This is a genomic window from Streptomyces sp. NPDC100445 (assembly GCF_044759735.1).
GTDB lineage: Bacteria > Actinomycetota > Actinomycetes > Streptomycetales > Streptomycetaceae > Streptomyces.
The window spans coordinates 157,730-184,344 of record NZ_JBIVZV010000009.1 but is presented as its reverse complement, the minus strand read 5'-3'; the positions used below and the strand labels follow the sequence as shown (position 1 = coordinate 184,344).

Annotated in this window: 25 protein-coding genes; 17 read left to right on the top strand and 8 right to left on the bottom strand. The window is 69.6% G+C overall.

Going from position 1 to position 26,615, the window contains the following annotated elements; translation table 11 throughout:
* Nucleotides 1-38: 38 nt before the first annotated feature.
* From ACIQVT_RS22155 to ACIQVT_RS22115, 9 genes are all read left to right on the top strand, one after another.
* Nucleotides 39-326, top strand: a complete 288-nt coding sequence (locus ACIQVT_RS22155; RefSeq protein WP_403756380.1) for a hypothetical protein — start codon at nt 39-41, stop codon at nt 324-326.
* 1,007 nt (nt 327-1,333) lie between these two features.
* Nucleotides 1,334-2,620 (top strand): diaminopimelate decarboxylase, encoded by a 1,287-nt coding sequence (locus ACIQVT_RS22150; RefSeq protein WP_403756378.1) that lies wholly within the window; start codon nt 1,334-1,336, stop codon nt 2,618-2,620.
* Nucleotides 2,617-3,552 (top strand): holo-ACP synthase, encoded by a 936-nt coding sequence (locus tag ACIQVT_RS22145; RefSeq protein ID WP_403756375.1) that lies wholly within the window; start codon nt 2,617-2,619, stop codon nt 3,550-3,552. Before ACIQVT_RS22150 ends, ACIQVT_RS22145 begins: the two co-directional genes overlap by 4 nt.
* Complete coding sequence (locus ACIQVT_RS22140; RefSeq protein ID WP_403756372.1) at nt 3,552-5,084, top strand: class I adenylate-forming enzyme family protein; 1,533 nt, start codon at nt 3,552-3,554, stop codon at nt 5,082-5,084. Before ACIQVT_RS22145 ends, ACIQVT_RS22140 begins: the two co-directional genes overlap by 1 nt.
* Nucleotides 5,085-5,152: 68 nt before the next feature.
* Nucleotides 5,153-5,416 carry an acyl carrier protein gene (locus ACIQVT_RS22135; protein ID WP_403756368.1) on the top strand — a complete coding sequence of 88 codons (264 nt, stop codon included), beginning with the start codon at nt 5,153-5,155 and terminating at the stop codon, nt 5,414-5,416.
* Nucleotides 5,413-6,675, top strand: coding sequence for a diaminobutyrate--2-oxoglutarate transaminase (ectB, locus tag ACIQVT_RS22130; protein ID WP_403756363.1), 1,263 nt, complete (start codon nt 5,413-5,415; stop codon nt 6,673-6,675). Before ACIQVT_RS22135 ends, ectB begins: the two co-directional genes overlap by 4 nt.
* 160 nt (nt 6,676-6,835) lie before the next feature.
* Nucleotides 6,836-7,375: a diaminobutyrate acetyltransferase gene (ectA, locus tag ACIQVT_RS22125; protein ID WP_403756360.1), complete on the top strand. Its 540-nt coding sequence runs from the start codon at nt 6,836-6,838 to the stop codon at nt 7,373-7,375.
* A 158-nt stretch (nt 7,376-7,533) separates the two neighbouring features.
* The gene (locus ACIQVT_RS22120; RefSeq protein ID WP_403756357.1) at nt 7,534-8,739 is read left to right on the top strand and encodes a cytochrome P450; all 1,206 of its coding nucleotides are present in this window, start codon (nt 7,534-7,536) and stop codon (nt 8,737-8,739) included.
* A gap of 224 nt (nt 8,740-8,963) precedes the next feature.
* The gene (locus tag ACIQVT_RS22115; RefSeq protein ID WP_403756354.1) at nt 8,964-9,587 is read left to right on the top strand and encodes a LysE family translocator; all 624 of its coding nucleotides are present in this window, start codon (nt 8,964-8,966) and stop codon (nt 9,585-9,587) included.
* Nucleotides 9,588-9,661: 74 nt separating this feature from the next.
* On the opposite strand, the gene ACIQVT_RS22110 is transcribed toward ACIQVT_RS22115, so the two are convergent.
* From ACIQVT_RS22110 to ACIQVT_RS22095, 4 genes are all read right to left on the bottom strand, one after another.
* Nucleotides 9,662-10,594: a GlxA family transcriptional regulator gene (locus ACIQVT_RS22110; protein WP_403756351.1), complete on the bottom strand. Its 933-nt coding sequence runs from the start codon at nt 10,592-10,594 to the stop codon at nt 9,662-9,664.
* A 10-nt stretch (nt 10,595-10,604) separates the two neighbouring features.
* Entirely contained in the window at nt 10,605-11,204 is a 600-nt protein-coding gene (locus tag ACIQVT_RS22105) for an isochorismatase family protein (RefSeq protein ID WP_403756347.1), read from the bottom strand.
* 190 nt (nt 11,205-11,394) lie between these two features.
* Complete coding sequence (locus ACIQVT_RS22100; RefSeq protein ID WP_403756344.1) at nt 11,395-11,739, bottom strand: hypothetical protein; 345 nt, start codon at nt 11,737-11,739, stop codon at nt 11,395-11,397.
* A complete protein-coding gene (locus tag ACIQVT_RS22095; RefSeq protein ID WP_403756340.1) occupies nt 11,715-11,951 on the bottom strand; it encodes an NUDIX domain-containing protein in 237 nt (78 codons plus the stop codon). The genes ACIQVT_RS22100 and ACIQVT_RS22095 overlap by 25 nt, the downstream gene beginning before the upstream one ends.
* Nucleotides 11,952-12,379: 428 nt before the next feature.
* Here ACIQVT_RS22095 and ACIQVT_RS22090 point away from each other — a divergent pair, with 428 nt between their 5' ends.
* The 6 genes from ACIQVT_RS22090 (at nt 12,380) to ACIQVT_RS22065 (ending at nt 17,824) form a co-directional block, all read left to right on the top strand.
* Nucleotides 12,380-13,129, top strand: coding sequence for a DUF2589 domain-containing protein (locus ACIQVT_RS22090; protein ID WP_403756337.1), 750 nt, complete (start codon nt 12,380-12,382; stop codon nt 13,127-13,129).
* 267 nt (nt 13,130-13,396) lie between these two features.
* A complete protein-coding gene (locus tag ACIQVT_RS22085) occupies nt 13,397-13,780 on the top strand; it encodes a hypothetical protein (protein ID WP_403756332.1) in 384 nt (127 codons plus the stop codon).
* Complete coding sequence (locus ACIQVT_RS22080) at nt 13,777-15,336, top strand: DUF2589 domain-containing protein (protein WP_403756329.1); 1,560 nt, start codon at nt 13,777-13,779, stop codon at nt 15,334-15,336. The genes ACIQVT_RS22085 and ACIQVT_RS22080 overlap by 4 nt, the downstream gene beginning before the upstream one ends.
* Before the next feature lie 5 nt (nt 15,337-15,341).
* On the top strand, nt 15,342-16,139 hold the full coding sequence (locus ACIQVT_RS22075) for a hypothetical protein (protein WP_403756326.1): 798 nt from the start codon (nt 15,342-15,344) through the stop codon (nt 16,137-16,139).
* Nucleotides 16,140-16,302: 163 nt separating this feature from the next.
* Nucleotides 16,303-16,944 carry a hypothetical protein gene (locus tag ACIQVT_RS22070; protein WP_403756323.1) on the top strand — a complete coding sequence of 214 codons (642 nt, stop codon included), beginning with the start codon at nt 16,303-16,305 and terminating at the stop codon, nt 16,942-16,944.
* 202 nt (nt 16,945-17,146) lie between these two features.
* Complete coding sequence (locus ACIQVT_RS22065; protein WP_403756320.1) at nt 17,147-17,824, top strand: alpha/beta fold hydrolase; 678 nt, start codon at nt 17,147-17,149, stop codon at nt 17,822-17,824.
* 135 nt (nt 17,825-17,959) lie between these two features.
* Here the strand turns inward: ACIQVT_RS22065 and ACIQVT_RS22060 are convergent, their stop codons facing one another.
* On the bottom strand, nt 17,960-19,975 hold the full coding sequence (locus ACIQVT_RS22060) for an ABC transporter ATP-binding protein (protein ID WP_403756315.1): 2,016 nt from the start codon (nt 19,973-19,975) through the stop codon (nt 17,960-17,962).
* Between the two features lie 689 nt (nt 19,976-20,664).
* Between ACIQVT_RS22060 and ACIQVT_RS22055 the strand changes: the two genes are divergently transcribed.
* Both ACIQVT_RS22055 and ACIQVT_RS22050 read left to right on the top strand, forming a co-directional pair.
* Nucleotides 20,665-22,248 (top strand): FMN-binding glutamate synthase family protein, encoded by a 1,584-nt coding sequence (locus ACIQVT_RS22055; RefSeq protein WP_403756312.1) that lies wholly within the window; start codon nt 20,665-20,667, stop codon nt 22,246-22,248.
* Between the two features lie 14 nt (nt 22,249-22,262).
* On the top strand, nt 22,263-24,026 hold the full coding sequence (locus ACIQVT_RS22050) for a thiamine pyrophosphate-dependent enzyme (protein WP_403756309.1): 1,764 nt from the start codon (nt 22,263-22,265) through the stop codon (nt 24,024-24,026).
* 8 nt (nt 24,027-24,034) lie between these two features.
* On the opposite strand, the gene ACIQVT_RS22045 is transcribed toward ACIQVT_RS22050, so the two are convergent.
* The 3 genes from ACIQVT_RS22045 to ACIQVT_RS22035 are packed head-to-tail and all read right to left on the bottom strand — an operon-like array spanning nt 24,035 to nt 26,612.
* A complete protein-coding gene (locus ACIQVT_RS22045) occupies nt 24,035-24,250 on the bottom strand; it encodes a DUF397 domain-containing protein (RefSeq protein ID WP_403756305.1) in 216 nt (71 codons plus the stop codon).
* Entirely contained in the window at nt 24,232-25,074 is an 843-nt protein-coding gene (locus ACIQVT_RS22040) for a helix-turn-helix domain-containing protein (protein WP_403756302.1), read from the bottom strand. Before ACIQVT_RS22040 ends, ACIQVT_RS22045 begins: the two co-directional genes overlap by 19 nt.
* Nucleotides 25,075-25,133: 59 nt before the next feature.
* Nucleotides 25,134-26,612 carry an MFS transporter gene (locus ACIQVT_RS22035; RefSeq protein WP_403756299.1) on the bottom strand — a complete coding sequence of 493 codons (1,479 nt, stop codon included), beginning with the start codon at nt 26,610-26,612 and terminating at the stop codon, nt 25,134-25,136.
* Nucleotides 26,613-26,615: the final 3 nt, after the last annotated feature.

The window sequence follows — 26,615 nt, the reverse complement described above, 5'->3', positions numbered from 1 at the left end:
CAGCGGGGGATTGACGATTCGAATAGGACGGCTGCCTCATGTACCTCGTCCACCTCGCTATTGTCCCCTCAGGCGATGTCCCCCTGCCTGCTGAGATCAAGCAGATGCTCGAAGCCACCGCACCGGACGTCCTCGAACACGTCAGTGTGCACCGCCAGGCGAGACCTCACCCCGTCATCGGTCTCTTCCTCCGCGTCGCCTCGCTGAACGAGGCCGAGACGACCGCGGAGCAAGTCTGGATACTCGCTGCCGCCGCGTGCCCTCAGCTGGCTGAATGGTGCCTGCGACGCGCCGAGGCGCCCCTCCTCCTCCACGAGTTGGAGTGACGGGCGAAGCCCTGCCCGACCGGGGCGCGTCCGCGGCTCAGCAGGCGGTCGGCTCCCTCCCTTCGTCGGTGAGCCTGTGGTACCCGGCGGTTCTCGCGGCCGGTGACGGTCACCGGGGCGTCGCCGGGCCGGTCGTCCGGTGAAATCCGGGCCGGCCAAGGCGCCGAGGCCTGTCTCGGTGAGGTGTGTGGTGCTTGTCGTGGCGCCGCGGTGAACCCGCTCCCGCTGTGGTTCCTGCCCGTTGCCCGCAACAGAGTCGGGGGTCTGCCAGGGCGATCGACGCGCCGCGGAACCCGCACCTTGAAACACGTCTGCATCCGGGCCGGGTGCGGGGGTTGCGTCAATCGGCCGCGCACGGCCCGGTCCTCGTGGTGTGCGTCCGCCGTTCGGCGACCTCCGGCAACTGGTCGACGACGCTTCGGCGGGCGCCGTTGCGGTCCAGCAGCGACCCAACCCGAGCGGGCCTGGCGGAAGCGGGGGCAGCGTCTCTGCCTCCACGACTGCCCCCCGCCGGCCCTTCCTCTCGTCGGCACCGTGGCAGGGGCGCGGCTGCGGAACGCGGAGGCTGAGACCCGGAGTTCCTACGCGGCGCGTGACCGCTGGTAGGTCGTGGAATCCGTCATCCCATCCGGCCCCGGCCGGCTCTCCACGCAGCCGCGGTGCCGGCTCGTCTCGGCCAAGTCCCGAGGCTCGGAGGCCTGTTGGCCAACGCGGGAAACCCGTCTTATTGATCAGTTTGATTCAGTCTGCACGGGGAATATCGCGATCGCCGGCAACTCGCCGCGTGGATACCGAGTCCGACCAGGGGCCTGAATAGGTCAGGACCGATTCAGTCCACCCGTCAGTTCTTCCTTCGCCGCGCTGAACCTCGCAGACTCGTGATCGCTGAAGAACGAACCAGCGAGGGAGGCGAGCGATGAAAAAGCGGAAATCCACCCGAGGCAGCTCACTCGCAGAGAAGCGGGTCGTAGACCGTGGGCCCGATGATGGCGGATGGCAGTGATTGTATGGCTACCTCGAAGACCCATATCCAGGGAATTGCGACAACAGCGCTCGCCGAGGAGTTCGGCACCCCGCTGTTCGTCTACGACGCGGACATCCTGGAGGGCACGTATCGCAAGCTGCGTGACGTGCTCCCCGCCTGTGTCGATGTCTTCTACTCGCTCAAAGCCAACCCGAACGTGAGCGTCTGTGCGCTGCTCAACTCGTTGGGTACCGGTGCCGAGGTCTCCTCCTATGCCGAACTGGTCACCACGCTGCGAGCCGGGGTGGCGCCCGAGGACATCATCTTCCTCGGCCCCGGCAAGGACGAGCGGGAGCTCACCGCGTGCGTCGAAGCCGGTATTCACGCGATCGTGTGCGAATCGCTGGACGAACTGGACCTGCTGGACTCGCTGCTGGCAGCGGCCGGCCGTGACGATTTCCCGGTACTTCTGCGCGTGAACCCCGCCTTCGGCAGCAAGGGGTCGGGACTGGCCATGGGGGGCAAGCCCCGGCAGTTCGGTATCGACGAGGCCGAGCTGCGCGGCTCCAAGCACCGACTCGCGGCCCTGCGCCACATCCGGGTGAAGGGGGTGCACGCCTACATGGGCACCCGCTTCCTGAACCACGAAGACGTCGTCCACAACACCCGACAGATCCTCGCCACCGCGGAGGACCTGGCCGGGCGGCTCGGCTTCCCCCTGGAGACCGTGGACTTCGGCGGTGGGCTCGGTGTCGCCTACTTCGACAACGAGGAGGACCTGGACCTCACCGCGCTCGGGACCGGGCTGGCGGACGTTCTCTCCTCCTTCTCCGCACGTAACCCGCACTGTCGGATGATCATGGAGCTGGGCCGGTTCCTGACGGCTGCGGCCGGCACTTACATCATCCGGGCCCGCTATGTGAAGGACTCCATGGGGGAGAGCTTCGTGGTCGCCGATGGTGGCACCAACCACCACATGGCCGCCGTCGGTGTCGGGAGCTTCGTCAAGCGCAACTTCCCGATCCGCCATCTGGGGAGCCGGACCGCCGGAGAGCTGCGGCCCTACAGCGTCACCGGGCCGCTGTGCACGCCCAACGACGTGATCGCCAAGAAGGTCCAGCTGCCGGAGGTACGGCCGGGGGACCTGCTGGCGGTGGAGCGGTCCGGGGCCTACGGGCCCACCGCCTCACCGGGGCGGTTCCTCAGCCACGGATTCCCGGCCGAGGTGATGGTGCACGGCGGACGGGCCCATCTGGTCCGGGAACGCGACACCACGGAGGATGTGCTGGCCAAGCAGCACCTCGTCGATTTCCGCCCAACATCCGGATGAACTCCGCAGCGGACCGGCCGGTCCGGATCGGGGTGGATGTCCTCGACCGCTCGGAACTCGGCCGCCTGGTCGAGCGCCCCTGGTTCCTGCGCTTCAGCTTCGCCCCGGAGGAACTGGCCCACGCCGAGACCCTGGGTGCCGATCGGCGCCTGGAATTCCTGGCGGGTCGTTTCGCCGCCAAGGAGGCCGTTCTCAAGGTCCTGGGAATCGGGTTCCTCCAGGGAGTGTCGCCGCGGGAGATATGCGTGGAGCACACCTCGCACGGTGCTCCCGTCGTGCACTTCCGAGGGCGAGCCGCCGAACTGGCCCCGTCCCCGTCCTCCGTCTCGGTTTCCATCACCCACAAACAGGACGTCGTAGCCGCAGTCGCCATCGGCCTCCCTCCGGCCACCGGTGCGGCAGCCGAGTACGGACGAGCGGAATCCACAGAATCGAAGGAGCCTGACGCCGTGTCGCCGCCGAGCATCAACACGATCACCCCCGTCCAGCAGAGCGCCCCTGAAGAACGAACCCCCGAGACCACAGCCTTCCTGCGCGTACGGATCGGCCAGGAGGAGGCCCATTACGGGGGGCACCTGGTGGACGGTGCCCGCATCCTGCGGCTGTTCGGTGATCTGGTCACCGAGATCACCATTCGTACGGACGGCGACGAGGGGCTGCTGGCCCAGTACAACGACGTCCGGTTCACCGCACCCGTGAAGCCGGGCGACTACATCGAGGTGCGCGGGCGGCTGGTACGACGGACGAGGCTGCGCCGGGTGGTGGAACTCCAGGCGCACAAGGTCCTCGGCGCCCGCCCGGGAGCGGGCGAGAGCGCCGCCGAGGTCCTCGACGTGCCCCAGCTCGTGTGCACCGCCACCGCCACCACGGTCGTCCCCTACCGTAAGACGGAGCCGGCGTCCGCCCTCACCCCCGTTGCCGAGGAGAGCTGATGGCGCGCACGGCGCAGCTGCTGCACGAAATCCTGGAGGCGGCCGCTGACCGCAGCCCTCGGTCCGCCGCGTTGAGCTCGGGGGACCGCAGCCTGACCTACCGGGAACTCGCCGATGCAAGCGGCAGGATGGCCGCATCCCTCCAGAGCGAGGGACTGCGGCGCGGCGACCGGATCGTCGTCACCGCGGGCGACGGCATCGGCATCGCCGTACTGGTCTACGCGGCCTCCCGCCTGGGCGCGGTCTTCAGCGTGCTGCACGAACAGGTACGCGGCGGGCCACTGGAACATGTGCTGCGGGACTGCGAACCCGAGCTGCTGGTCTCCGACGATCCCGACGCGGGACGGACCGCCGCCGAGCACGACGTGCGCTTCCTCGGGCTGGACGAGCTGCTCCGGACCGCGCTCGACGCGGACACCGACGGGTCGCTCACCCCCACGGGCCGGGGCGCCTTGGCCGTGGACCCGGTCAGCCTCATCTACACCTCGGGCACCACCTCGCTGCCCAAGGCCGTGGTCAGCACCCACCAGCAGGTGCTCTTCGCCGTCTCCGCGATCCAGGAGTGCCTGGAGTACCGCAGTGACGACGTCGTGTACTGTCCGCTGCCGCTCTCCTTCGACTACGGCCTCTACCAGGTCTATCTCGCGGCCCTGGGCGGCGCGCGACTCCACCTGGGCACGGTCGCCGAGGTCGGGCCACCGCTGCTGCGCAGCCTGGAGGAAGCCGGAGCGACCGTGCTGCCCGCCGTACCCTCCGTCGCCGATCGCCTCGCCTGGCTGCTGCGTCGCAGCGGCGGACGACCGAGCCGGCTGCGGCTGCTGACCAACACCGGAGCGGCCCTGTCCGAAGCCACCATGTCCGCGCTGCGCGCCGCGTTGCCCCAGTTGCGGATCCAGGTCATGTACGGACTCACGGAGTGCAAGCGCACGGCGATCATGCCACCGGACGGGGATCTCGACCATCCGGGCTCCTGCGGACTGCCGCTGCCGGGCACCGAGGTCTTCGTCATCGACGACGACGGCAACGGGCTGCCTCCCGGAGAGATCGGCCAGTTCGTCGTACGGGGCCCGAACGTCATGGCGGGCTACTGGAAACGCCCCGAGCTGACCGCCGAGCGTTTCCCCCGCAGGGATGGACTCTTCCCCGAGCTGCGCACCGGCGACTACGGCTGGCTGGACAAGGAGGGGTACCTCTACTTCTCCGGCCGCCGCGACGACCTGTACAAGGAGCGGGGATTCCGGCTCAGCGCCACGGAGGTGGAGGCCGCCGCGACCCGCGTCGACGGGGTGACCTCGGCCGCCGTACTGCCGCCCGAGGGCAAGCGGACCGCGGTGCTCGCGGTGGTCGCCGACATCACCGCGGAAGAGGTGCGCGAGGGCATGCGCGACCACATCGAGCCCTTCAAGATCCCGCGGCGCTGCGTCCGCCTCGACGCCCTGCCCACCAACGGCAACGGCAAGGTCGACCGCAAGAAGCTGGCCGTCCTGATCGAGCGGTCCCGGGCCACCCCGGTCGCCGCCGAGGCCCCGTAGTCCCGTCTCTCCCACCGACCCCGTCGCGTCCGACCACAGCGACTCCTCACCAGACGAAGGACCTGATCATGGACCGCCAGAACGTCGTCACCGCCCTCGAGAACGCCCTCACCGACGTCCTGGAGCGCCCCGTCACCGGCCTCACCGGCGACGTGAAGCTCTTCGACGACCTGCACCTCGACTCCACCACCATGCTGGAGATGCTGATGGCCCTGGAGGACTCCATCGGTCTGGTCGTCGACCCGGAGGACCTGGAGGCGGACGACTTCATCTCGGTGGACACCTTCACCGACTTCGTACTCGCCACACAGCTCGGGCAGGTATCGGCATGACACTCATCCAGCCCGACCTGAGCGTCTTCACGACCTTGGAGTCGGAGGTACGCAGCTACTGCCGTAGCTGGCCCACCGTGTTCGACCGGGCGCAGGGCAGCCGGATGTACGACGAGGACGGGCACGAGTACCTGGACTTCTTCGCCGGCGCCGGATCCCTCAACTACGGCCACAACAACCCGGTGTTGAAGCGCGCCCTGCTCGACTACCTGGAGCGGGACGGCGTCACTCATGGCCTGGACATGTCGACCACGGCCAAGCGCGCGTTCCTGGAGTACTTCCAGAACACGATCCTGCGCCCGCGGGAACTGCCCTACAAGGTCATGTTCCCGGGCCCGACGGGGACCAACGCCGTCGAAGCCGCCCTCAAGCTGGCGCGCAAGGTCAAGGGGCGGGAGACGGTCGTCTCCTTCACCAACGCCTTCCACGGGATGTCGCTGGGCTCCCTGGCGGTGACCGGCAACGCCTTCAAACGGGCCGGCGCCGGCGTCCCGCTCGTGCACACCACCCCCATGCCCTTCGACCACTACATGGGCGGGAAGACACCCGACTTCCTGTGGTTCGAGCACTTGCTCGGGGACCACGGATCCGGGCTGGACCGGCCGGCCGCGGTGATCGTGGAGACGATCCAGGGCGAGGGCGGCATCAACGTGGCCCGCCCGCAGTGGTTACGCGCCCTCGCCGAGCTCTGCGGGCAGCACGACATGCTGCTGATCGTCGACGACATCCAGATGGGCTGCGGCCGCACCGGAGCGTTCTTCTCCTTCGAAGAGGCCGGCATCACCCCGGACATCGTCACCGTCTCCAAGTCCATCAGCGGGTACGGACTGCCCATGTCCCTGTGCCTGTTCCGACCGGAACTGGACGTGTGGGAGCCGGGCGAGCACAACGGCACGTTCCGCGGCAACAACCCCGCCTTCGTCACCGCGGCCGCCGCCCTCAACGCCTACTGGGCCGACGACAAGCTGAAGCAGCAGACCCTGGCGCACGCCCAGACCATCGAGGCCGCGCTGCGTGACACCGCCGCGTACCACAGCGGATCCGCCTACCGCGGCCGCGGGATGGTCTGGGGCCTGGAGCTCTCCGACCCCCAGCACGCCGGCCGCGCCGCACGCCGCGCCTTCGAACTCGGACTCCTCATCGAGACCTCCGGAGTGCATGACCAGGTGGTCAAGCTGCTGCCCCCGCTGACCATCACCGCCGACGAACTCGACCAGGGGCTGCGCATCGCGCAACGCGCCGTCTACGAGACGGCGTGACCGCGCCCGGTACCGCCGCCCGAGAAAGGATCCATCTCACCATGATCGTCCGCTCTTCCGAGGACGTCGTGCGCGTCTCCTCCCCGCCGGTGAGCAGCCGCGGGGGCCACGAAGGCAACGGTGTCCACCCACTGCTGACAGCGATCGAGGCGGTCTGACCATGACGAGTACCACCACCCCCGCGGCCGGCGCGGAGCAGGGCACCGTCGCGAAGAAGCGGGCGGTCTTCCGGGCACCGGTGCCCGAGGACGGCCCGGCCGTGTGGAAGCTGGTCGAGAACACCCCCGGCCTGGACTCCAACAGCGTCTACTACTACACCCTGTGGTTCCGGGACTTCGCCGACGGTTCGCTGGTCGCGACCGTGGACGACGAACTCGTCGGCTTCCTCACCGGTTACCGCCGCCCCGACGAGCCCGATACCTACTTCGTCTGGCAGACCGCCGTCAACCCGCGACACGGCATCCCGTTCCTCGGGGTGAAGCTCTTCCAGGCCGCGGCCGAACAGCAGGTGGCCGACGGCGCCCGGTACGTCGAGGCCACGGTCTCCGCCGAGAACAAGGCGATCCTCATGGTGCTGAAGCAGTTCGCCAAGAAGCACTCGGCCCAGGTCGAGACCCGCGTCCTGTTCCCGGGCAGCCTCTTCCCCGACAGCCACCACGACGAGGTCCTCTACCGTATCGGTCCGCTGACCGCCGATTGATTCCCCATCCCGCCTGCCCCGGCCGAATACGCGTGCCGCACCGACAGGGACCGAAAGGGTCGCCACAGGTGGATGCCGGCTCCGGTGCGAGAGGCGGGCGAGGGTGATCGACGGAATATTCGATGAGCGCAATGTTTGACGATTGGGAGTCGTTCGCTATGGCGCAGCAAGCCGCACCTCTGCACGTCGACATCAGTGACAAGTACTTCCGTATGGACTCGGAAGAGATGCGGAAGGCGCGGGCCACACACTGGTACGCGCTGACCGACTGGGGCATCGCCGTCCTCTCCTACGAGGAGAGCACCGCGCTGCTGAAGGATCCTCGGCTGACACAGGGGTCGGCCAAGTGGCCGTCTCAGCACGGCGTGGTCGATGGGCACTTCGACAGTTGGTGGAAGAAGACGCTGCTGGTGTTGGAGGGTGACGAGCACAACAGGATCCGGCGCCTGGTCAACCCCGCCTTCTCCCCGCGCCGGATAGAGCCGTTGCACGACCGGTTCCGGGACCTGGCGGACAGTCTGGTGGACGAGTGGATCGAGGACGGGCGAACTGAATTCGCCAGTCGCTTCGCGGCACCGTATGCCACCAGGATCCTGTGCATGATGGTGGGCATCGACGAGCGGGACTGGAAGAAGATCCATCAGCTCGCGTCCACGATCGGGCTGGGTCTCGGTATCTCCATCCAGGAGAACATCGCGCGCATCGACGAAGCCATCGTCGAACTCACCCAGTACGCGGAGTCTCTGGTGAGGAGCCGGAGGGAGTCGCCTCGTAACGACATCCTGAGCACCTTGGTGGAGACGAGGGACGAGGATGACGGCAGGCTCTCGGACCAGGAACTGATCAACCTCATCATCCTGCTCATCTTCGCAGGGATAGACACGACTCGAAACCAACTGGCGCTGGGTGTCGAATCGTTCGCGAAGCAGCCGGATCAGTGGGAGAAGCTGGCCGCGAACCCTGATCGCTACGCTGTCAAGGCGGTCGAAGAAGTGCTTCGCATCAATCCCATAGGCCGATGGGTCTCGCGTGAGGCGGCGGAGACGTTCCAGCACAAGGAGCGCACGATCGAGAAGGGTACGACAGTCCACCTGTTCACCCTTTCGTCGGCCACTGATCCCGCCGAGTACGACGATCCCGATCGTATCGACCTCGACGCCGAGCGCTCACCTCACTTCGCTTTCGGTGGCGGCATGCACCATTGCCTGGGGCACTTCGTCGCCAGGGCGGACATCAACGTGGCTCTCTCGGCGTTGGCGGCGCGCCTGACCGATCTTCGCGTGGGAGAAGATGCCGAGTGGCTGCCTGATTCCGGCAACACAGGGGCGAAAAAACTGCCGATCACCTTCACTCCGCGTTCCTGAAAGATTACCGTGACGGGCGTGGAACCACCTCAGCCGGTTGCCTCCTGAAGTGTACGCATGGTAGAACCTCCTGACGTGGTTCTACGTCGACTCGGAGATCTCATGACACCCTCCAAGGTCAGTACCGGGTGCCCGGCCGCCGGCTGCGGCAACCCCGCGCGGAGCGATCGCCACCAGCACCGCTCGGCTCCCGCACGCCACGCCAGGGTCGGAGGTCGCTGACGATGGTGGATCTGACGGTGCTGCCGAGCTACGTCGCGGTGATCCTGCTCTTCCTCGGTCCGCCCGGGCCCGACATGGCCTACATGCTGGCGGTGGGTCTCGAAGGTGGTCGCCGGTCCGCGCTGAAAGCCATCCTGGGCATCGCGACGGGCATGAGTGTCTACGCCGCCGCCGTCGTCGCCGGAATAGGGAAGATCGCCCAATCGCACCCATTAGTACTTGACGCGGTGAGGATCGCGGGTGCGGCGTATCTCCTGTGGTTGGCTTACGTGACGATGCGCCACGCGCGTCGTGCGATCAGTGGTCACAGTGATATCGCGTCAGGTAAATGGTATCTGCGGGGCATGGTCGTCAGCCTGACCAATCCCAAGATCATTCTCTTTTTCCTCGCGGTACTCCCGCAGTTCATCGGGAGCGCGGACAACCCTTCCGTGCAGATGGCACTTCTCGGTGCGATCGACATCGGCATGGAGGTGGTTCTCTACGGCAGCATCGGAGTGTTGTCGGGATTCTTCCACGCACGCCTCGTCGACTCCACGAGGGCGACGGCTGTGCTGAACTACATCGCGTGCGCCGTTTATGTCGTGCTGGCGGTGACGATTTTCACCGAGATCCTGCTGCATTGACCGCCGGCAACGGCGTACGGCGGCGCGTTCTCCCCGCCCCGCCTCCATCGCGCGCGGCACCTCGCGCGCCGTCGTCAGGACGCGGTGTCCACCGATCTCATCGAGCCGCGTGCGCGCAGGCGGCGCAGCATGCGGGGATCCTCGAAACCGACCGAGCGGGCGGCGGCGTCGATCGTCGCGCCGTGGCTGATGAGGTGCTGGGCGCGTTCCAGGCGGAGGGTCTGCTGGTAGCGCAGCGGGGTGAGGCCGGTGGCGCGGGTGAACAGGCGGGTGAGGGTACGTTCGCTCACGCCGACCGCCGAGGCCAGGGCCGGCAGGGGAAGGGGCTCGTCGAAGCGGGCGTCGATGAGGTCCTGGACGCGGTGCACGGTGTCGTCGAGGTGGGAGCGGTGCCGAAGCATCGCGCTGGACTGCGGTTCGTGGCCGTTGCGGCGGGCGTAGACGACCATCTCGCGGGCCACTCGGGCGGCGACGGACGTGCCGTGCCGGGTCGCGACCAGGTGCAGGGCCAGGTCGATACCGCTGGCGATACCGGCCGAGGTGATGACCCGGTCGTCGGTGGTGAACAGCATGTCGCGGACGACGACCGCGCGGGGGTGGCGCAGGGCCAGCTCGTCCTGGACGTCGTGGTGGGTGGTGCAGCGCCGGCCGTCCAGCAGGCCGGCCTGCCCGAGGGCCTCGGCGCCGGCGCAGACGCTGGCCACCGTCCCACCCCGGGCGTGGTGGTCCCGGAGGGCCTGGAGCGGGGCGGCGCCGATGGCGGGGGCGTCGTCCAGGCTGCGGGCCCGCCAACCGGGCACCACGACGAGGTCCTCCGGCTTCAGCTCGGGCCAGTCGGGTTCGGCCTCCAGCGGCAGACCCTGGGCGGTCAGGACCCGGGGCCGCTCGGCGACGTAGGCGAGCGTGTAGGGGTGCCCGAAGCCGGCGGCCGTGGAGAAGACCTGCGCGGGGCCGGCCAGATCCAGCAGATGGACTCCGGGCACCAGGAAGAAGACGACGAGGCTCACGATCCGGTCATCATGCCTGAGACTTGGCCAAGGCCTCCAGCTGGTCGACGGTCGCTATGGTGGCGAAGCGTCCGGCGAGGGCGTACTCGGTGCGCCTGATGATCTCTTCCGCGGCGAGCGTGCGGGGGTCGGCGAGCAGCTCGGCGACGCTCTGGTCGGCCGGTGCGTCGCGGTGCGGGATGGGGTTGGTCGCGGTGGCGTCGACGACGAAGGTGACCCGGTAACCGAGGTCGGAGGCGACGCGGGTGGTGGTCTCCACGCACTGCTCGGTGCGGATGCCGCAGACGGTGAGCTCGCGGACACCGCGTTCGGTGAGCAGTTGCCCCAGGTTGGTGGTGGTGAACGCGTTGTGCGAGGTCTTGTGGATGAGCGGCTCCCCGTCCACCCGCTCCAGCTCCTCCATCAGCCGGACGTGGCCGAGGGCGGGGTCGAAGACGTCACCGGTGCCGGGTTCGGAGTGCAGGACCCACACCACCAGGTCCCCGGCCCGCCGGGAGAGCCGGACCAGGCGGTTCACCTTGTCGGCGATCTTCAGGTCGGAGGTCGTCTCCCACAGCGGACGGGCACGGAAGGATTCCTGGACGTCGATGACGATCAGCGCTCGGTTCATGCCCCAAGCCTGCGTCGTGCGGGCGCGGCGGGGCCAGGCCGCATCGGGTCCGGTGGCGGACCGATCCGGTCACGCCGACGCGGCCGCCGGGTGACTACGTGCGGAGCCGGCGCGCGCGGGCGGCGTCTTCCTGACGTGGGAGCTCTATCTCCATATCGACGGCGATGAAGTACGGGCGCACCGCTCACCCTCACCGGGCGAACCAGACCTGGGCGATGCTGTGACCGGGCGGGACTTCCCCCAGGTGCCAGTGGTAGGCCGGGGGCGCGGCGCTCAGGGCCTGGAGGTGGTCCAGGACGGTGGGGGCGATCGGCCGGCCGTACTCCAGCAGTGCCGTGCTCGCGCCGTTGATCCGGGCGCGGAGCGCGGACAGCGCACGGCGGGCCTCGGTGGGGGAGAGCAGGTCGGGCAGCCTCGCCGGGGCGACGAAGGAGATGCCGGTGATCTCGCTCGGAGGCAGCCGGACCCCGGCGATCCGGCCGTCGTCCCAGGTGCCGCCGTCGAACACGGTCAGCAGTTCGCCGGGGAACCGCATGGCTGCGGGGGTGGGGGCCGCGTCGGGGGCGACCCGGTCGACGGCCAGGGCCTGGTCGACGGCCGCTTCGACGCCGAGTTCCCCATGAGCTCGCGGGAGGCTGCCGCTGCCGGCGACTCGCCCGGGTCGACCCCGCCGCCGGGGGAAGCGAGCGGGCTCGTCGGAAACTGGAGCGTGAATACGCGGAACCCGCGCGGGAGTGGCCGCACCATCGAGAAGATTATGGCGGGTTTGCCGCATCACCAGTGGATCAACGCTCAGCCTCGGACACCGCTTTGATCAAGCATTCGCCATCTGCTCCGGACGAGGAACGCTTCTGCTGGCGAGGCATCCCGCACTTGAAGGGAGGGGAACGGCGCGATGCTCGACGCCGGTGATGTGCTGTGCTGCCTTCTACATGTCGCGCGGAGGGCCCGAATGCTGGTCGCGGGGGCGCCTGCGGGCGGTCCGCCGAGGCGGCCGTTACTCAGCCCGCGCATGCTGTCGCCCGCGCGCCTGCCCCCGCTGTGATCTCGCGTCCGGTGACGTCGTTGATGCGCGCCTGTACGACTTTCTTGAGCTCTGCGTGTCGGGAGGGTGGGCGGAAAGGCAGCGGTGAAGGATCTCTGCAAGATCCACTACCTGGTTGAGGGAGCACCCGATGGCCGAGACGAAGCAGAAGACGACGACGGCGACGGCGAGGAAGAGGACGACGGCGGCGAAGGCGACAGCCAGCAAGCCGGCCCCGGGCGGGGCTGCCGACGCGGACTCCGGACCGCGCATGCAGAATGTCCCGCTCGTGTCAGGCGTCCCGCTCCCGTCTGAAGAGCCCGGTGGGGATATGAAGTCGCCGGTCGACCTGGGGGCGGAACTGTCGATGCCGTTCGACCATATCATCGGCGGGCCGTTGCAGGGAGTCATCCGGGCCAGCGCAATGGCCGCGAACGAGACCGCCAAGTTCATCAGGGACGTCGGCTTCAACAAAGAGGGAAACGTCGAAACGGTGAAGTTCAAGTACACCTCGACGGAACCCACGACCAAGGAGGGCGTCGCTGATACGAAGAAGACGGTGAAGGAGGTCGAGGTGCCCCTTCTCTCGGTGGTACCGATCCCCTACCTGCAACTCTCCAAAGTGACCCTCGACTTCAGTGTGAAGATCGACTCGGTCTCGACTCAGAAGCACGATACGCAAATCGGAGGCTCGGCCGAGGCGAGCGGCGGCTTCTGGGGCATCACGGCCTCGGTCAAGGCCAGCTACGACAACAGCAGCTCGAGTTCCGACACGGTCACCCGGAATGCGGCAATGTCGGTCCACGTGGAAGCCGAGCAAGGACCGATGCCGGCCGGCATGGAGAAAATCCTGTCGATGCTGACCGACAACGCCGTCACCGTCGAGCAGACCGCGACCTGACGGACCCCGGCGCCCAATCTACCGGCGCCGAATCCTCATGCGCTCACCCCCGAAGACCTGGGTGCGGCACTGCGTCATCCCGCCCGCAGTGCCGTACCCGGCCCCCACCAGTACCCGGCAACCGGCCCGCTGAGGGCTTGTGCGCCGTGCCCGGCCGACCCTCCCATTCCGCCGTTCGGGTTGCTCTCCGTTATCGGGGGAAGCGATGGTCACTGCCACCGCCACAATGAGAGACCGGACCAGGAATTATTCAACTGAGGAACACCTATGAGTGAGTTGACGATGCGTTCGCTGCTGGAAAATCTGCAGCAAGCGGTGGCCGAAGCCGACCAGACGGTGCGCGAGTACCAGATGCCGGGCAGCGACTGTGTGGGCATTCAGCCGCAGATGGCCATTGACAAGGCTTCCTTCACCGTCTCCTTCGTAGCCGATCAGGTTGCCCCCTCCGCCCCCGCTGCGCCATCCGACCCTTCTGCTCCTGCTGCTCCGCCCGCGGCAGACGTCCGTATCGCCGTCGACCAGCAGGCCCTCGCCGACGCCAAGTACGTGAACCAAGTCTCGTTCACGGTTCGTAACCAACCCGTGGAGCGGCTCGAAATCAACGGCCGCCATCACATCGTCCCGGCGGGACCTGCGGGGGGCGAGCGATGAGCGAGGACAACGTCCCGGTCAGCGCACTGCTCGGCGCGGCATACGAGGCGGTGGTCCACGGACAGGGTCTTGCCGCACGCGAAGCGGTCGATCTGGTCCGCGAACTCGGCTTCGAGAAGGACGGGACCGCGAAGCCGTTCCGCTTCGCCTACCAGCGCACCGAGGTAACGGACGCCGGCCCGCAGGTGCGCACCGTGCACGCGACCGTGCCGCTGCTGTCGCTGATCAACCCGCCCGTCATCAGCATCGACCAGGCCGAGATCAGCATGAGCCTGCACCTGACCAGCCAGGCCATCGAGACCACGCCCGCCGATACCGCCACCGCGAACCGGGGATCGCCGGCGGTGGAGCAGACAACGCCGAGGCTGAAGGGGCGCATTGTCCACAAGAATGACAACAATGCTGTCCTGACCATCGCATCCACCCTCAAGCAGCGCGACCTGCTGGGCAGCAGCCGGCTCACACAGCTGCTCGACGCAGCGGTCAGCGACCGTGACAGTGTCTGGTACCAAGTGCTGGAGCGGGCTGAGCCGTTTCGCGAAGCCGCCACCGCGTTCATCGACGCCGTCGATGACGACGGCTCCACCGGGAACGGCACAGGGGTGCACAAGTGGCTGCAGGAGCTGTGGCAGCTGAAGGAGACCGTCACAGAAGCGGTCAGCGCCTTCCGCGACGGGCAGCCGGAGAAGATTCCCCCGCTGCATGAAAGATGGAACACCCGGTGCAACAACCTGACCTGGGTCGACCGGCATACCGAGCAAGAGGACATGGCGCAGCTGCGGCGCACCTTTCTCGCCACCGCCACGGACGTGTGGAATGCCTTCTTGCCGGGCGCGCAGGTCACGGAATTCGGTCCACCTACCGTGGACCAGCTGCAAGTCCGGTTCAAGACCGCCCGTGCTGCACTCGCTGCTGCTGCGCCGAACCTGAACGGTCTGCCTGGAAAGCTGAACCAGCTCGAAGGGGACGTCGCGCAGGGCTGCACCGCTCACAGGTACGGACAGCAGGAGGCCGTCGCCGCAACTCTGGTCCGCTACAACACGACCGCTGCCGAGATCCGGGGCATGTGGATCCTGTCCGGGCAAAGCCCTGCCTTCCGGTCCGCGCAGGACAAGTTGGCCGAAGCTGCCGAGGCGGTGTGGGACGCGCTGGCCCGCGAGGTACCGGACGACTTCCGGTGGAGCATCGAAAAACTGGACGCGGAGTGCAAGCAGTTGCAGAGCAAACTCCAAGCCCCGGGAAAGCAACTCGACACGCAATTGCACACCACGTCCCTGTGGTTTGCCCGCGAGGATGCCTGTTCTGCGCAGAAAGCCGCCCTGGAGAACTGGAAGCTCCACAAGCGGGGCCCGGACAAGCAGGTCATCGCTCACCTCGAAACGTTCAACCAGCGCATCGGCATCGCCAACGAGAGGATCGAAAGGATGAGGCCGAAGTCCCTGTCGGCCTGGACGACCGCCGCTCAGGCATGGAACGAGACGGCACGTCAGTTCTGGGGCATTCTCACCGACACGGAGACCCACCCGGTGTCCGATGTCGTCGAGCTGAGCCCGTGACCTCCGTGGACGAAGCCTGCAGTGGCCGGGCGCCTGCGCTGCGCGAGCAAGGTGCACACGGCGCGGGGCAGGCCGCACCCCTGGCCGCGTTGCTCGCCCAGGTCTGCCGCACGGTGCTGGACGGACAAGTCGACGCGATGGCCGCCGGGCTGGCGTACGCGGCCCGGAACCTGCTCACGTCCGGTGACGAGGGCCGTCCGCAGCCCGTCGCCCAGATCGCGGCTGTCGCCGGACCGGTCCGCAACAGGCACATCGCCCTCGCGGACCTCTGCGGATGGCCCCTCTACAGCGTCGAATCCGCTCTCATCACGGTGCACCTGACCACCCCCACAGCCGGCGTGGACGGCGTCCTGCACTCCCCCTTCGCGGCGACGGCCGCCGCCGCTACCATGACCGTCACCTTTCGGCTGGCCACCCGGCCCGGTCCCCGGCCCCTCACCGACGACCTCGTCGCCGCCGCACTCACTCCCACCCCACCCACCACCGACAGCGACCGGTTCCCCGCGCCGGCCCGGCGGGCCATCGGGGCCTGGAGACACCTGCCGCACCTGTACCGCCTGGCCGAGCAACTGGCCGCCCAGGCACCCGACCACCCGGCCACCCCCCGCGCAGTCCGGGCCGTGGAAGACCTCGCCGCAGCCGTGTGCAGATGGTGCGCTGGCGGGCCACCCGTCGGCACCCGCCTCATCGAACAGGCTCCCCAGCCTGGAAGCCTCGACCCGGACGCACCACCCGCCCTGTCCGCGCTCGCCGACCAGGTGTCAAAGCTCCGCGGTGCGCTCAGCGCACCGGAACGTGTCTGACCCACTCGGCGGGCGCCCCGCAGGAGCAGTCGACGACGTATCCGCGTGGGCCGACGTGCTCCACCCGGCCCAACCAGCCGTGCGCGCTCCACGGTGTCGTGCGGTGATGGCGGAGCGGCACCTTGTCGCGCTGTCCCACGATGCTTCGAGGAAGGAGCCGGACATGTTCACGAAGGAGCAGTTCGCCGCCGCCGCCAAGGCGGCGGCGAACACTTACAAAGCCGCTGGGATCGGCCACACCTGCCGGGGGGACGACGCCTTCTCCGACACGCACATCGCGCTGGCCTGGAATGTCTACCACGGTGGAATCGAAGCGTTTCAGCAGCTCGGCGACAAGTTCGAGGGATTGCTCATCGGCGGTCTGCGCGACGATGAAGATCTCGTGAGCCAGGGGGCGGGGATCACCAAGGAGCTGAAGGGCGCCTTCCTGGTAATGAACGAGGCGACGCACAAATACGGCGGTGCGATCCTGGACACCGGCAACTGGTCGGTCCTGGTGAACGACTCGTGGCTGCTGGCGGGGATGCACCAGGAGCGGGCGTTCTACCTCGCCTCGGACCGGCGCCGTGCCAACCTGTGGGACGACCGGAACAACCGGATCCGGGTGTTCACCCGCGAGTTGATCGGTCTCAATGCGTTCGGCTATCAATTCGTCCAGCACAACTACCCCGCGTTGGGGGAGGTCATGACCTGCCGCCGGCAGGGAGAGACCGACGTCGACTTCCTCGCATACCAGCACGAGGTCGCGGAATCCGAGACGGCCCACGCCTGGGAGCGCCTGGTTAGGGAGCCCACGAACGCGTGACCACCCAGTGGATGCGCCGGCTGTTCTTGTGGCTTGGCGAGCCCACGGAGCGCACCCGTTCCAGAAGCTGCAGCCCTTCGCGGGAAACGACAAGGAGGGTGCCGGTGGCGGGCGGTGTCCTCGACGTGCGGGTGGGGGCCGTACCGGACCGGTGCTGGTGTTCGTCCACCACTGGGGTGGCTCGGCCGGTACCTGGGACGGCGTGGCCGATCGTCTGCCGCCCGGGCAGGCGACGGTCCGCTTCGACCAGCGCGGCTGGGGCACCTCGCGCGCACTGCCCGGCCCCTGCCACCTCGACCGACTCACCGACGATCTCGCTCGCGTCGTCGGGGCGTGCGCTCCCGGGCCGTTCGTCCTCGTCGGCCACTCGATGGGCGGCAAGGGGAGCCAGCTCCTCGCGGCCCGCGCGGCGGCGCGGAGGCCGGCCGGTGTGGTGCTCGTCGCGCCCGCCCCACCCGAGCCGCCGGCCACGGTGACCGAGGAGTACCGGCAGGGACTGTCCCACGCCTACGATTCGCCCGAGACGGTGCGGTACGCCCTCGACCACGTCCTGACGGCCGCACCGCTGCCGGAACCGGTGCGGGCCACGGCGGTGTGCGACAGTCTCGCCGCCGGGCCCGGGGCGCGGGAGGAGTGGCCGCTCCGCGGCATCGCCCAGGACATCACCCGTGCCGTGCGCCGCGTCGACGTCCCGGTGACCGTGCTGGCCGGGGAGCACGACCGGGTGGAACCGCCGCACGTCCTGCGCGAGCACCTCCTGCCGCACATCCCGCACGCGACGCCGGCCACCGTCCCGGGTGCCGGGCACCTGCTCCCCGTGGAGCGCCCCGACGCCGTCGCGACCGCCATCGGCGACTTCCTCGCGCGTCTACGGCGCTGACCGCGCGAGCCGTCGCCCCGGTCGGCGGCGAGCGCGGGCACGGCGCCGCCCGGTTGGAGTCGGTGACCGACGAGGGACGGGCCGGGGTCCTGGCCGGGGCCGGGGTGCGCTGACCGGGGTGTGGCGCGGGGCCCGTCATTCCTCGGCCTTTCCCGCGGTGGGTCGCGCGGAGTCCGTGTCGGCGGGGGAGCCGGGGCGGGGGACGGTGGCCGCGGGGGCGTACTGGGCGGCCTGCGCGTCGAACATCGAGGCGTAGCGCCCGCGCGCGGCCATGAGGTCGTCGTGGGCGCCGTGCTCGACGAGCCGTCCGTGGTGCAGGACGTAGATCCGGTCGGCGTGGCGGACGCCGGACATGCGGTGGGTGACCAGGACGACGGCCCGGTTCGGCGCGGCGAGCCTGCGGATGCGGTGGAACGCCGCGATCTCGGCCTCCGGGTCGAGGGCGGAGGTGGGCTCGTCCACGATGAGCACGCTGTCGTGTTCCGAGGTGGAGGCACGCCAGTGGGTCCGGGCGAGCCCGATCTTCTGCCATTCGCCGCCGGACAGTTCGCTCGCGCCCCGGAACATGCGGGCGAGCAGGCTGTGGAGGCCGTCGGGGAGTTTCGCGACGACCGGTCCGGCGCCCGCGTAGTCGACGGACGGCCGGAGGTCGTCGGGGCCGGCCTCCCGGGCGGGCCGTCCGATCCGGATGTTCAACGCGGCCGTCACCGGCCAGCGTTGGAAGTCCTGGGTGAGCAGCGCGACGCGGTCGAACACCTGGGAGCGGTCCAGGGAGGCGAGGTCGGCACCGCCCCACCGCACGGTGCCGTCCTGTGGTAGCAACAGCCCCGACAACACCTTCATGAGGGTGCTCTTGCCGGAACCGTTCTCGCCGACCACAGCGGTGACCGACCCCATGGGCAGGGTGAGGGACACCCCGTCCAGGGCGGGGGTCTCGCGGTCCGGGTACCGGTAGCCGACCCGGTCGAGGACTACCTGCCCGACCCGCGCCGGAACGTGCTCGCCCCCGTCGGGGATGGTGCGCCGGGCCGCCTCCTCCAGGAACCGGGCGTGGTCGCGGACGTACAGGGACTCCTCGTGCAGCTGGTTGATGTTCATCACCAGCGCGCCCAGGCTCGCCGAGCCGGACCGGACGGCGATGACCGCGGTGCCGGCCACCGCCAGGCTCATGTGACCCTCCAGGATCAGCAGGAACATGGCCGCGTAAGTCGCCGCCATCGCGAGGCCGGACAGCGCGGCGGCCGCCCACTCGGTGACGGCCTTGCTGGCCGCCAGTCGTTCCTGCTCGGCCTCGGCGCTCTCCGCCATCCGCTCGTAGCGGCTGAGCAGGAACGGTCCGACGGCGTGGATGCGCACCTCCAGTGCGGCGGTGCGCTCGGTCAGCAGGTTGCCGATGAGGCGGCTGGCCCGTACGTGCTCGATCCAGCTCATCACCGACACGTACCGTTCCTGTGCCACCCGCATCGCGCCCCATCCACGCGGCGCCGCGATCATGATCAGCATCGGCAGGAGGACGGGGTGGAGGATGGTGAGGACACCGGCCGTGGAGACCAGGGAGACCGTCCCGTTCAGCGCGGCCACGCTGGCGCTGATCATGCGGCGGGCGGACGCGGCGCCGTACTGGGCGACGTCGATCAGCCGCCGGAACTCCGGGTCCTCGATGGCCTCCAGCTCCACGGACGCGGCGGCGGCCAGGTACTGGGTGGTGGCGATCCGCTCGACCAGTGGCTCCAGCCGCCCGGCCCGTGAGGTGGACCAGCCGGCCAGGCCCGAGTTGGCGACAGCCGCTGCGGCGGCGGCGAGCAGGCCCGGCAGCACCGCGTGCAGCCGTTGCCCGGGAGTGCCGGAGCCGAACAGCGCCTGCATGACGGCGTTGACCGCGAGCAGTCCGACCGCCGCGGCGACGCCCTGTCCGACCTCGCTGACGGCCACCGTGAGCAGAGCGCGACGGTCGGCGTGCCACACCATGCGCAGGGTGGCTCCGACCAGTCCGGGCATCGAGCGCAGGGCGGACATCATCGTCAGGTCGAGCGGGGCGCCCTCGTGTTCCGCCCAGCCCGAGTCGTAGCGCAGGGGGCCACCGAACAGCTCCCGCTCGGCGTCGGAGACCTTCGACTCGGTCATCCGCACGCGTCCGAAGAACCTCTTCACCGGGCGCCTCCCACCCTGGACCGGGGCGGTGTCGGCCGGGTCGGCGCGGGTAGGCGCCGCGCCCTCGTGCCCGTACCCGTCCGTACCGGGGTGCCGGGGTCCGCCCCGGCGCGGTGCGGGCGCTTCTCGTGCTGCGCGGGGTCGTCAGGGATCGGTGATGTCTGTGTGTCGGCCGAGGTCAACGGGGTCCCCCTTGCGGCAGTGCGACTGGTTCACGCGGTTCAACGAACCGGTGGGGATTTCGAACACATGTGTTTCGGTCGGGTCCGCAACCCCGTGATCGTGCGTGCGTCGGAACCTGCCGTGTGCACCGACCCGTGCGGCGCAAGGGCGGTGGACGGGAGCGCCGATGGCCGAAACGCCGAGCATGCCGCGACCGGCGACAGGCCCGTCCCGCGAACTCCGTCCCCCCGTACGCCCGTCCTCCCTGCGGGCAGCTCCCTGGCCGGAACCGGGCGGAGGACATCCTCCAGGAGGTCGCCGTGCGCGCCCGGCGGCACGGCGACCTGGTCGGCCGGCAGGGGGAGGGCCTGCGCTCCTGCCTGATCACGGTGGTACGCAACCTGGCAGCGCATGCCGTCTGGCCCGCGCGCACGGGGGACGGCTCGACACACGGCCGCCTTCCGACCTTGCAGCTTTCTTGACGAAACCGCAGGACTGGAAGGGCGACCCAGGGCAAGGAGCGAGACGTGACTCGTATGGCAATCGTGGCCCTGACCCTGGCCGCCGGCATCGCCGCGGCCGTCGCGGCGGTCGTCGCGTCGCCCTGGTGGTGCGCGGCCGCCGTCCCGCTCGTCCTACTCGGTCTGCTGGGGGTGGCGGACCTGGCGCAGCGCAGGCACTCGGTGCTGCGCAACTATCCGGTGCTCGGACATGCCCGCTTCCTCCTGGAGGCGATCCGCCCGGAACTCCAGCAGTACTTCGTCGAGCGCAACTTCGACGGGCGCCCCTTCGACCGCGACGTCCGCACCATCGTCTACGAGCGGGCGAAGGGCACGGACGCCGAGCAGCCGTACGGCACGGAGCGCGACGTCTACGAGCCCGGATACGAGTTCCTGGTGCCGTCGATGGCCCCCTGCCCGGTGCCCGAGACGCCGCCGCGGGTGCGGATCGGCGGCCCCGACTGCCGCCGCCCCTACGACATGGCGCTGCTGAACGTCTCCGCGATGAGCTTCGGCTCGCTGTCGGCCAACGCGATCCTCGCCCTCAACGGCGGAGCCGCGGCCGGCGGGTTCGCCCACGACACCGGTGAGGGCGGCCTGTCCGAGTACCACCTGCGGCCCGGCGGGGACCTGGTCTGGGAGATAGGCACCGGATACTTCGGCTGCCGTACCGAGGACGGCGACTTCGACCCCGCCCTGTTCGCCGACAAGGCCGCGCACGACCACGTCAGGTGCGTCTCCCTGAAGCTCTCCCAGGGCGCCAAACCGGGCATCGGCGGCGTCCTGCCGGGCGCCAAGGTCAACGCCGAGATAGCGAAGGTCAGGGGCGTGCCCGAGGGACGGACGGTGATCTCGCCGCCGTACCACCGGGTGTTCTCCACCCCGCGCGAACTCGTCCGGTTCGTCGCCCGGATGCGGGAGCTGTCCGGAGGCAAACCCGCCGGGTTCAAACTCTGCGTCGGCTCGCGCCGGCAGTTCCTGGCCGTGTGCAAGGCCATGCTGGAGGAGGGCGTCACCCCCGACTTCATCGTCGTGGACGGGGGCGAGGGCGGTACCGGCGCCGCACCGCTGGAGTTCGCCGACCACATGGGAACCCCGCTGACCGAGGGCCTGCTCACCGTGCACAACGCCCTCGTCGGCGCAGGCCTGCGCGACCACATCAGGATCGGGGCCAGCGGCAAGATCGCCACCGGTACCGACCTGGTCAAACGCCTGGTGCAGGGGGCCGACTACGGCAACGCGGCGCGAGCGATGATGTTCGCCGTCGGCTGCATCCAGGCCCAGCGGTGCCACACCAACACCTGCCCCACCGGTGTCACGACCCAGGACCCCCGCCGGGCCCGCGCCCTGGACGTGCGGGACAAGACGCCTCGCGTCCAGCGCTTCCAGGAGGCGACCGTGGCCGGCGCCCTCCAGCTGATGGCCTCCATGGGCGTCACCGACCCCGCCGACCTGCGCCCGCACATGCTCCGCCGGCGCATCGACCCGTACACCGAGCGCTCGTACGAGGAACTGTACGAGTGGCTGGAGCCAGGGCAGTTGCTCGCCGAGCCGCCTGCCGCCTGGGCGGCCGACTGGCAGGCCGCCGACCCCGACCGATTCACCGTCTGACCTGGAGGACTCAAGTGGCCCGTACCGTCGCCCGCGTGATCGTGGACGCACTGAGCGAACTCGGTGTGCGCCAGGTGTTCGGCGTGGTGGGAGACGCGCTCAACCCCCTGACGGACGCCATCCGCACCACCGAGGACGTGGAGTGGGTGGGCTGCCGGCACGAGGAGGCGGCGGCCTTCGCCGCCAGCGCCCAGTCGCAGCTGTCGGGCACCCTCGGCGTCTGCATGGGCACCGTCGGCCCCGGCTCCGTCCACCTGCTGAACGGGCTGTACGACGCGGCCAAGAGCCACACCCCCGTCCTGGCCATCGCCGGCCAGGTACCGCTCTCCGAACTCGGCACCGACTACTTCCAGGAAGTCGACAACGACGCCCTCTTCAGCGACGTGGCCGTCTTCCGCGCGACCATCACCTCACCCGACCAGCTGCCGCAGATGCTGGAGACGGCCGTCCGCCACGCCCTGGGCCGCAAGGGCGTCGCCGTCCTGACCGTCCCCGGCGACCTCGGCGAACGCGAACTGCCGGCCGACCGCTCCGCCAGGTTCTCCCTCAACGCCCCGCTCAGCCGGCCGGACGAACCCGCCGTGCGGCGGGCCGCCGAACTCCTGGACCGCTCCGAACGGGTCACGCTGCTCGTCGGCCGGGGCGCGCGTGCCGCCCGCGAGGACGTGCTGACCCTCGCCGACCGGCTGGCCGCGCCGATGGTGCTCACCCTCAAGGCCAAGGAGGGTTTCGAGGGCGACACCAACCCGTTCCAGGTCGGCCAGACCGGGCTGATCGGCAACCCGGCCGCCGCGTCGGCCCTCGACGACGCGGACACGCTGCTGCTCCTGGGCACCGACTTCCCCTACCGGGACTGGTATCCGGAGGGGAAGAACGTCATCCAGGTGGACACCGAGGCCGCCCACATCGGGCGCCGCGTACCCGTCGACATCGGGCTCGTCGGTGACACCGGGGTGACCGTCCGGGACCTCCTCACCCACCTCACGGCCGCCCCCGTGGGCACGGACGGCGCGCGGGACCGCTCGCACCTCGACAAGGCGCGGGAACGCTTCGAGCAGTGGCGCGGGAACCAGGCGCGGCTCGCCGACCCGGCCCACGACAAGGGCCTGATCGGCCGCGTCCGCTCCGCGCTCGACAACCGCACCCACGACATCCGGCCGGAGGCGCTCGCCTCCGTGGTCGACCGGCTGGCCGACGACGACGCCGTCTTCACCTCCGACACCGGCATGGCGACGGTGTGGCTCTCCCGGTTCGTCGAGATGCGGGGCGAGCGGCAGCTCATCGGCTCCTACAACCTCGGCTCCATGGCCAACGCGATGCCGCAGGCGCTCGGCGCCCAGGCCCTGGACCGGGGACGGCAGGTGGTGGCGTTCTGCGGTGACGGCGGCCTGAGCATGCTCCTCGGCGACCTCATGACACTGAAGACGCACCGCCTCCCGGTGAAGCTCGTCGTCTTCGACAACCGCCGCCTGGGCATGGTGAAGCTGGAGCAGGAACAGGCCGGGCTCCCCGAGTTCGGCACCGTGCTGGACAACCCCGACTTCGCCGCCGTCGCCACGGCCATGGGCATCCCCGGCATCCGCGTGACCGACCCGGCCGAACTGGAGAAGGCCGTACGCCAGGCCTTCGACACCCCCGGCCCCTTCCTGCTCGACGTGCTCACCAACCCGGACGAGGTCGCCGTCCCGGCCAAGCCCACCGTCGAACAGGGCTGGGGGTTCGCCATGGCCAAGGTCAAGGAGATCGTCCGCAGCCACGGCGACGACAGCACGCTCTGAACAGGCGTTCAGCTTCCGTCGTTCAGCCGGTCCTGGCTGACGGCGGTCACAAAGGTGGCCCAGCCGTCGGCGGGGAACACGAGCACCGGCCCGTGCGGGACCTTGCTGTCCCGCACGGGCACGACGGCGGCGAGGTCGTCGCAGACTTCGAGGCAGGCGCCGCCGTCCGAGTTGCTGTAGGAGCTTTTGCGCCAGGCCAGAGCACTCACGTCGATGGTTCGCACGGTACTTCCTCCAACATGCGCAGGATGAACTTCCGTGACTCGGCTGGGGACAGAGCCAGGTCACGCACTGCATCGTAAGCGCCTTGCAGTTTCTCAACTGCCGTGCTGTCCTCGATCAGTTCACCGCGGTGTGCGTTCTCCGTGTATGCCACCGTACGTCCATCAGGTAGCCGCAGGAACCACACGTCAGTGCTATCAAGACCGTACGGGCCCGCGTTGAACGGCAGCACCTGGACCACGAAGTTCGGCCGTTCCACCATCTCGATCAAGAGCTGAAGTTGTGCGCGCCAGGCGTCCGCGTCCAGCAGCGCCATACGTAGCACCGCCTCGGAGAGGATCGTACGGAACCTCGGAGCGCTCTCCCCCTCCAACAGCTCCCGCCGACTCATCCGGGCTTCGATCTGCTGCTCCAGTTCCCGTCCCTTCAACCCGCCCGCCGCCAGCACTTCCCGCGCGTACCCCGGTGTCTGTAGCAACCCAGGTAGGACGCTCACCGCGAAGTGCCACAGGCTCACCGCCTTGGCCTCCAGCGCCATGTACCGTCGGTACCGCTCACGGAACTGCGTGTGGTCCCCGGCGGCCAACTCCCACAGGGCGAGCAGCAGTCCCGGTGTGCCGTAGTGCGTGTCGAGGGCCTGGACGACCTCCGGGCTGCCCAGCGTCTCGCCGTTCTCCATCTTGCCGAACAGGGACCAGTCCCAGCCCAGCCGCTCCCCGAGCTGCCGCAGGCTGGTCCCGCTGCCGGTCCGCAGCGTCCGCAGTTCCTCGGCGAAACGCTGACGTGGTTCCTGGCTGCGGCCGGTGACGACGCGGCGCTGCGACATACGGCTGGCTCCCCTCGGGTCCGGGGAGGCATCGTAACGCCTCGGCTACGCAGCGTAGTTCAGTCGGTGCGCGGACGGCTGCCGCAGTGGGCCGCCGCCGCGGACAGGACCGCCAGGACGGCCGACGCGGTGAGCATCCACTGGAGGGCGTGGGCCGCCGACCCGGCCGTGCCGGACAGGTAGAGGTAGACACCGCCCAAGGTGGCGACACCCAGCGCCCCGCACAGTTGCGCGTTGGTGCTGATGACGCCGGACAGGTCGGCGGCGTAGTCGTCCGGCAGGGTGAACGTCATCTGCCCGATCAGGGAGTTGGAGCTGATGCCCAGGCCGAGTCCGCCGATGCCCAGCAGCAGGAAGAGGGCGGGGCCGGACCGGTGCCCGGTGGCCAGGTAGCACCACACGGCGGTGTAGCCGGCGGCGAGGACCAGGCAGCCCAGGGCGGGCATGGCCGGCCGGTGGCGTTCGGGGACGGCGGCCAGCAGCGGTCCGGCCAGGCCGAAGGCGGCCACCCAGGAGACCATCGCCAGCCCGGCGTAGGCGGGTCCGTGTCCGAGGCCGTCCTGGAGGTAGACCGCGAGGACGAACAGCAGGGCGAAGTAGGTCATGGTGGTCATCCCGTGCGCGGCCAGCAGCCAGCGGACGGCGGGCTCGCGGACGACCTCCTCGGCGATCAGGGGCCGTCCGCCCCGCGCGGCGAGACGGCGTTGGCCGCGCCGGAAGGCCACCGCCACCGGCACGCTCGCGGCCAGGCAGACCCACGTCCAGGCCGGCCAGCCCTGGTCGGTGCCGAGCAGCAGCGGGACGATGAGCAGCAGGACCGCGGCGGACAGCAGGAGCATGCCGCGGATGTCGACGTCGTCCCAGCCGCCCCGCCGCTCCTCGGCCGGCATGCAGCGCAGTGCCGCCCAGCCGAGCAGGATGCCGACCGGCACGTTGATCAGGAAGATGGGGCGCCAACCCGTACCGAACAGGTCGGCGGCGATGAGCACACCGCCCAGCGCCTGGCCGGCGACCGCGCCCCCGGAGAGCGCGATCGCGTAGTAGCCCAGTGCCTTGATCCGCTGCCGGCCGGAGAAGTACGTCTGGATGCCGCTGAGCACCTGCGGCACCATCAGCGCCGCGCCGGCCCCTTGCGCGACCCGTGCGGCGATCAGCACGAGGGCGCCCGGGGCCAGCGCGCACGCCAGCGAGGCGACGGTGAACAGGGCCATGCCGGCCAGGAAGACACGGCGCTGGCCGTGGCTGGCGCCGAGCCGCGCGCCGGTGACCAGCAGGACGGCGTAGGCCACCACGTAGCCAGAGATCACCAGGCCGGTCTCCCCGCCGGAGGCGTGGAGGTCGCCGCGGATCGCCGGTGCGGCGATGTTCGCGATCGCGGTGTCGATGTTGGCCATGAACTGCGCCGCGAGCAGCACCGCGAGGAGCCGCCAGCGGTGGGCGGCCGGCAGGGCCGGCGCACCGCTGTCCCCGGAGGGGGCCGGGCCGTCCGTCCGCGGCGGGGCGGGCCGGCGGTCCCGGTCGGCGTCCTTGCTTCGCATGAG

Excerpts from the sequence above, each read along its gene's own strand:
- ACIQVT_RS22155 (WP_403756380.1), top strand. The coding sequence starts at position 39 with ATGTACCTCGTCCACCTCGCTATTGTCCCCTCAGGCGATGTCCCCCTG.
- ACIQVT_RS22150 (WP_403756378.1), top strand. The coding sequence starts at position 1,334 with ATGGCTACCTCGAAGACCCATATCCAGGGAATTGCGACAACAGCGCTC.
- ACIQVT_RS22145 (WP_403756375.1), top strand. The coding sequence starts at position 2,617 with ATGAACTCCGCAGCGGACCGGCCGGTCCGGATCGGGGTGGATGTCCTC.
- ACIQVT_RS22140 (WP_403756372.1), top strand. The coding sequence starts at position 3,552 with ATGGCGCGCACGGCGCAGCTGCTGCACGAAATCCTGGAGGCGGCCGCT.
- ACIQVT_RS22135 (WP_403756368.1), top strand. The coding sequence starts at position 5,153 with ATGGACCGCCAGAACGTCGTCACCGCCCTCGAGAACGCCCTCACCGAC.
- ectB (WP_403756363.1), top strand. The coding sequence starts at position 5,413 with ATGACACTCATCCAGCCCGACCTGAGCGTCTTCACGACCTTGGAGTCG.
- ectA (WP_403756360.1), top strand. The coding sequence starts at position 6,836 with ATGACGAGTACCACCACCCCCGCGGCCGGCGCGGAGCAGGGCACCGTC.
- ACIQVT_RS22120 (WP_403756357.1), top strand. The coding sequence starts at position 7,534 with ATGGCGCAGCAAGCCGCACCTCTGCACGTCGACATCAGTGACAAGTAC.
- ACIQVT_RS22115 (WP_403756354.1), top strand. The coding sequence starts at position 8,964 with ATGGTGGATCTGACGGTGCTGCCGAGCTACGTCGCGGTGATCCTGCTC.
- ACIQVT_RS22105 (WP_403756347.1), bottom strand. The coding sequence starts at position 11,204 with ATGAACCGAGCGCTGATCGTCATCGACGTCCAGGAATCCTTCCGTGCC.
- ACIQVT_RS22100 (WP_403756344.1), bottom strand. The coding sequence starts at position 11,739 with ATGCGGTTCCCCGGCGAACTGCTGACCGTGTTCGACGGCGGCACCTGG.
- ACIQVT_RS22095 (WP_403756340.1), bottom strand. The coding sequence starts at position 11,951 with ATGGTGCGGCCACTCCCGCGCGGGTTCCGCGTATTCACGCTCCAGTTT.
- ACIQVT_RS22090 (WP_403756337.1), top strand. The coding sequence starts at position 12,380 with ATGGCCGAGACGAAGCAGAAGACGACGACGGCGACGGCGAGGAAGAGG.
- ACIQVT_RS22085 (WP_403756332.1), top strand. The coding sequence starts at position 13,397 with ATGAGTGAGTTGACGATGCGTTCGCTGCTGGAAAATCTGCAGCAAGCG.
- ACIQVT_RS22080 (WP_403756329.1), top strand. The coding sequence starts at position 13,777 with ATGAGCGAGGACAACGTCCCGGTCAGCGCACTGCTCGGCGCGGCATAC.
- ACIQVT_RS22070 (WP_403756323.1), top strand. The coding sequence starts at position 16,303 with ATGTTCACGAAGGAGCAGTTCGCCGCCGCCGCCAAGGCGGCGGCGAAC.
- ACIQVT_RS22040 (WP_403756302.1), bottom strand. The coding sequence starts at position 25,074 with ATGTCGCAGCGCCGCGTCGTCACCGGCCGCAGCCAGGAACCACGTCAG.
- ACIQVT_RS22035 (WP_403756299.1), bottom strand. The coding sequence starts at position 26,612 with ATGCGAAGCAAGGACGCCGACCGGGACCGCCGGCCCGCCCCGCCGCGG.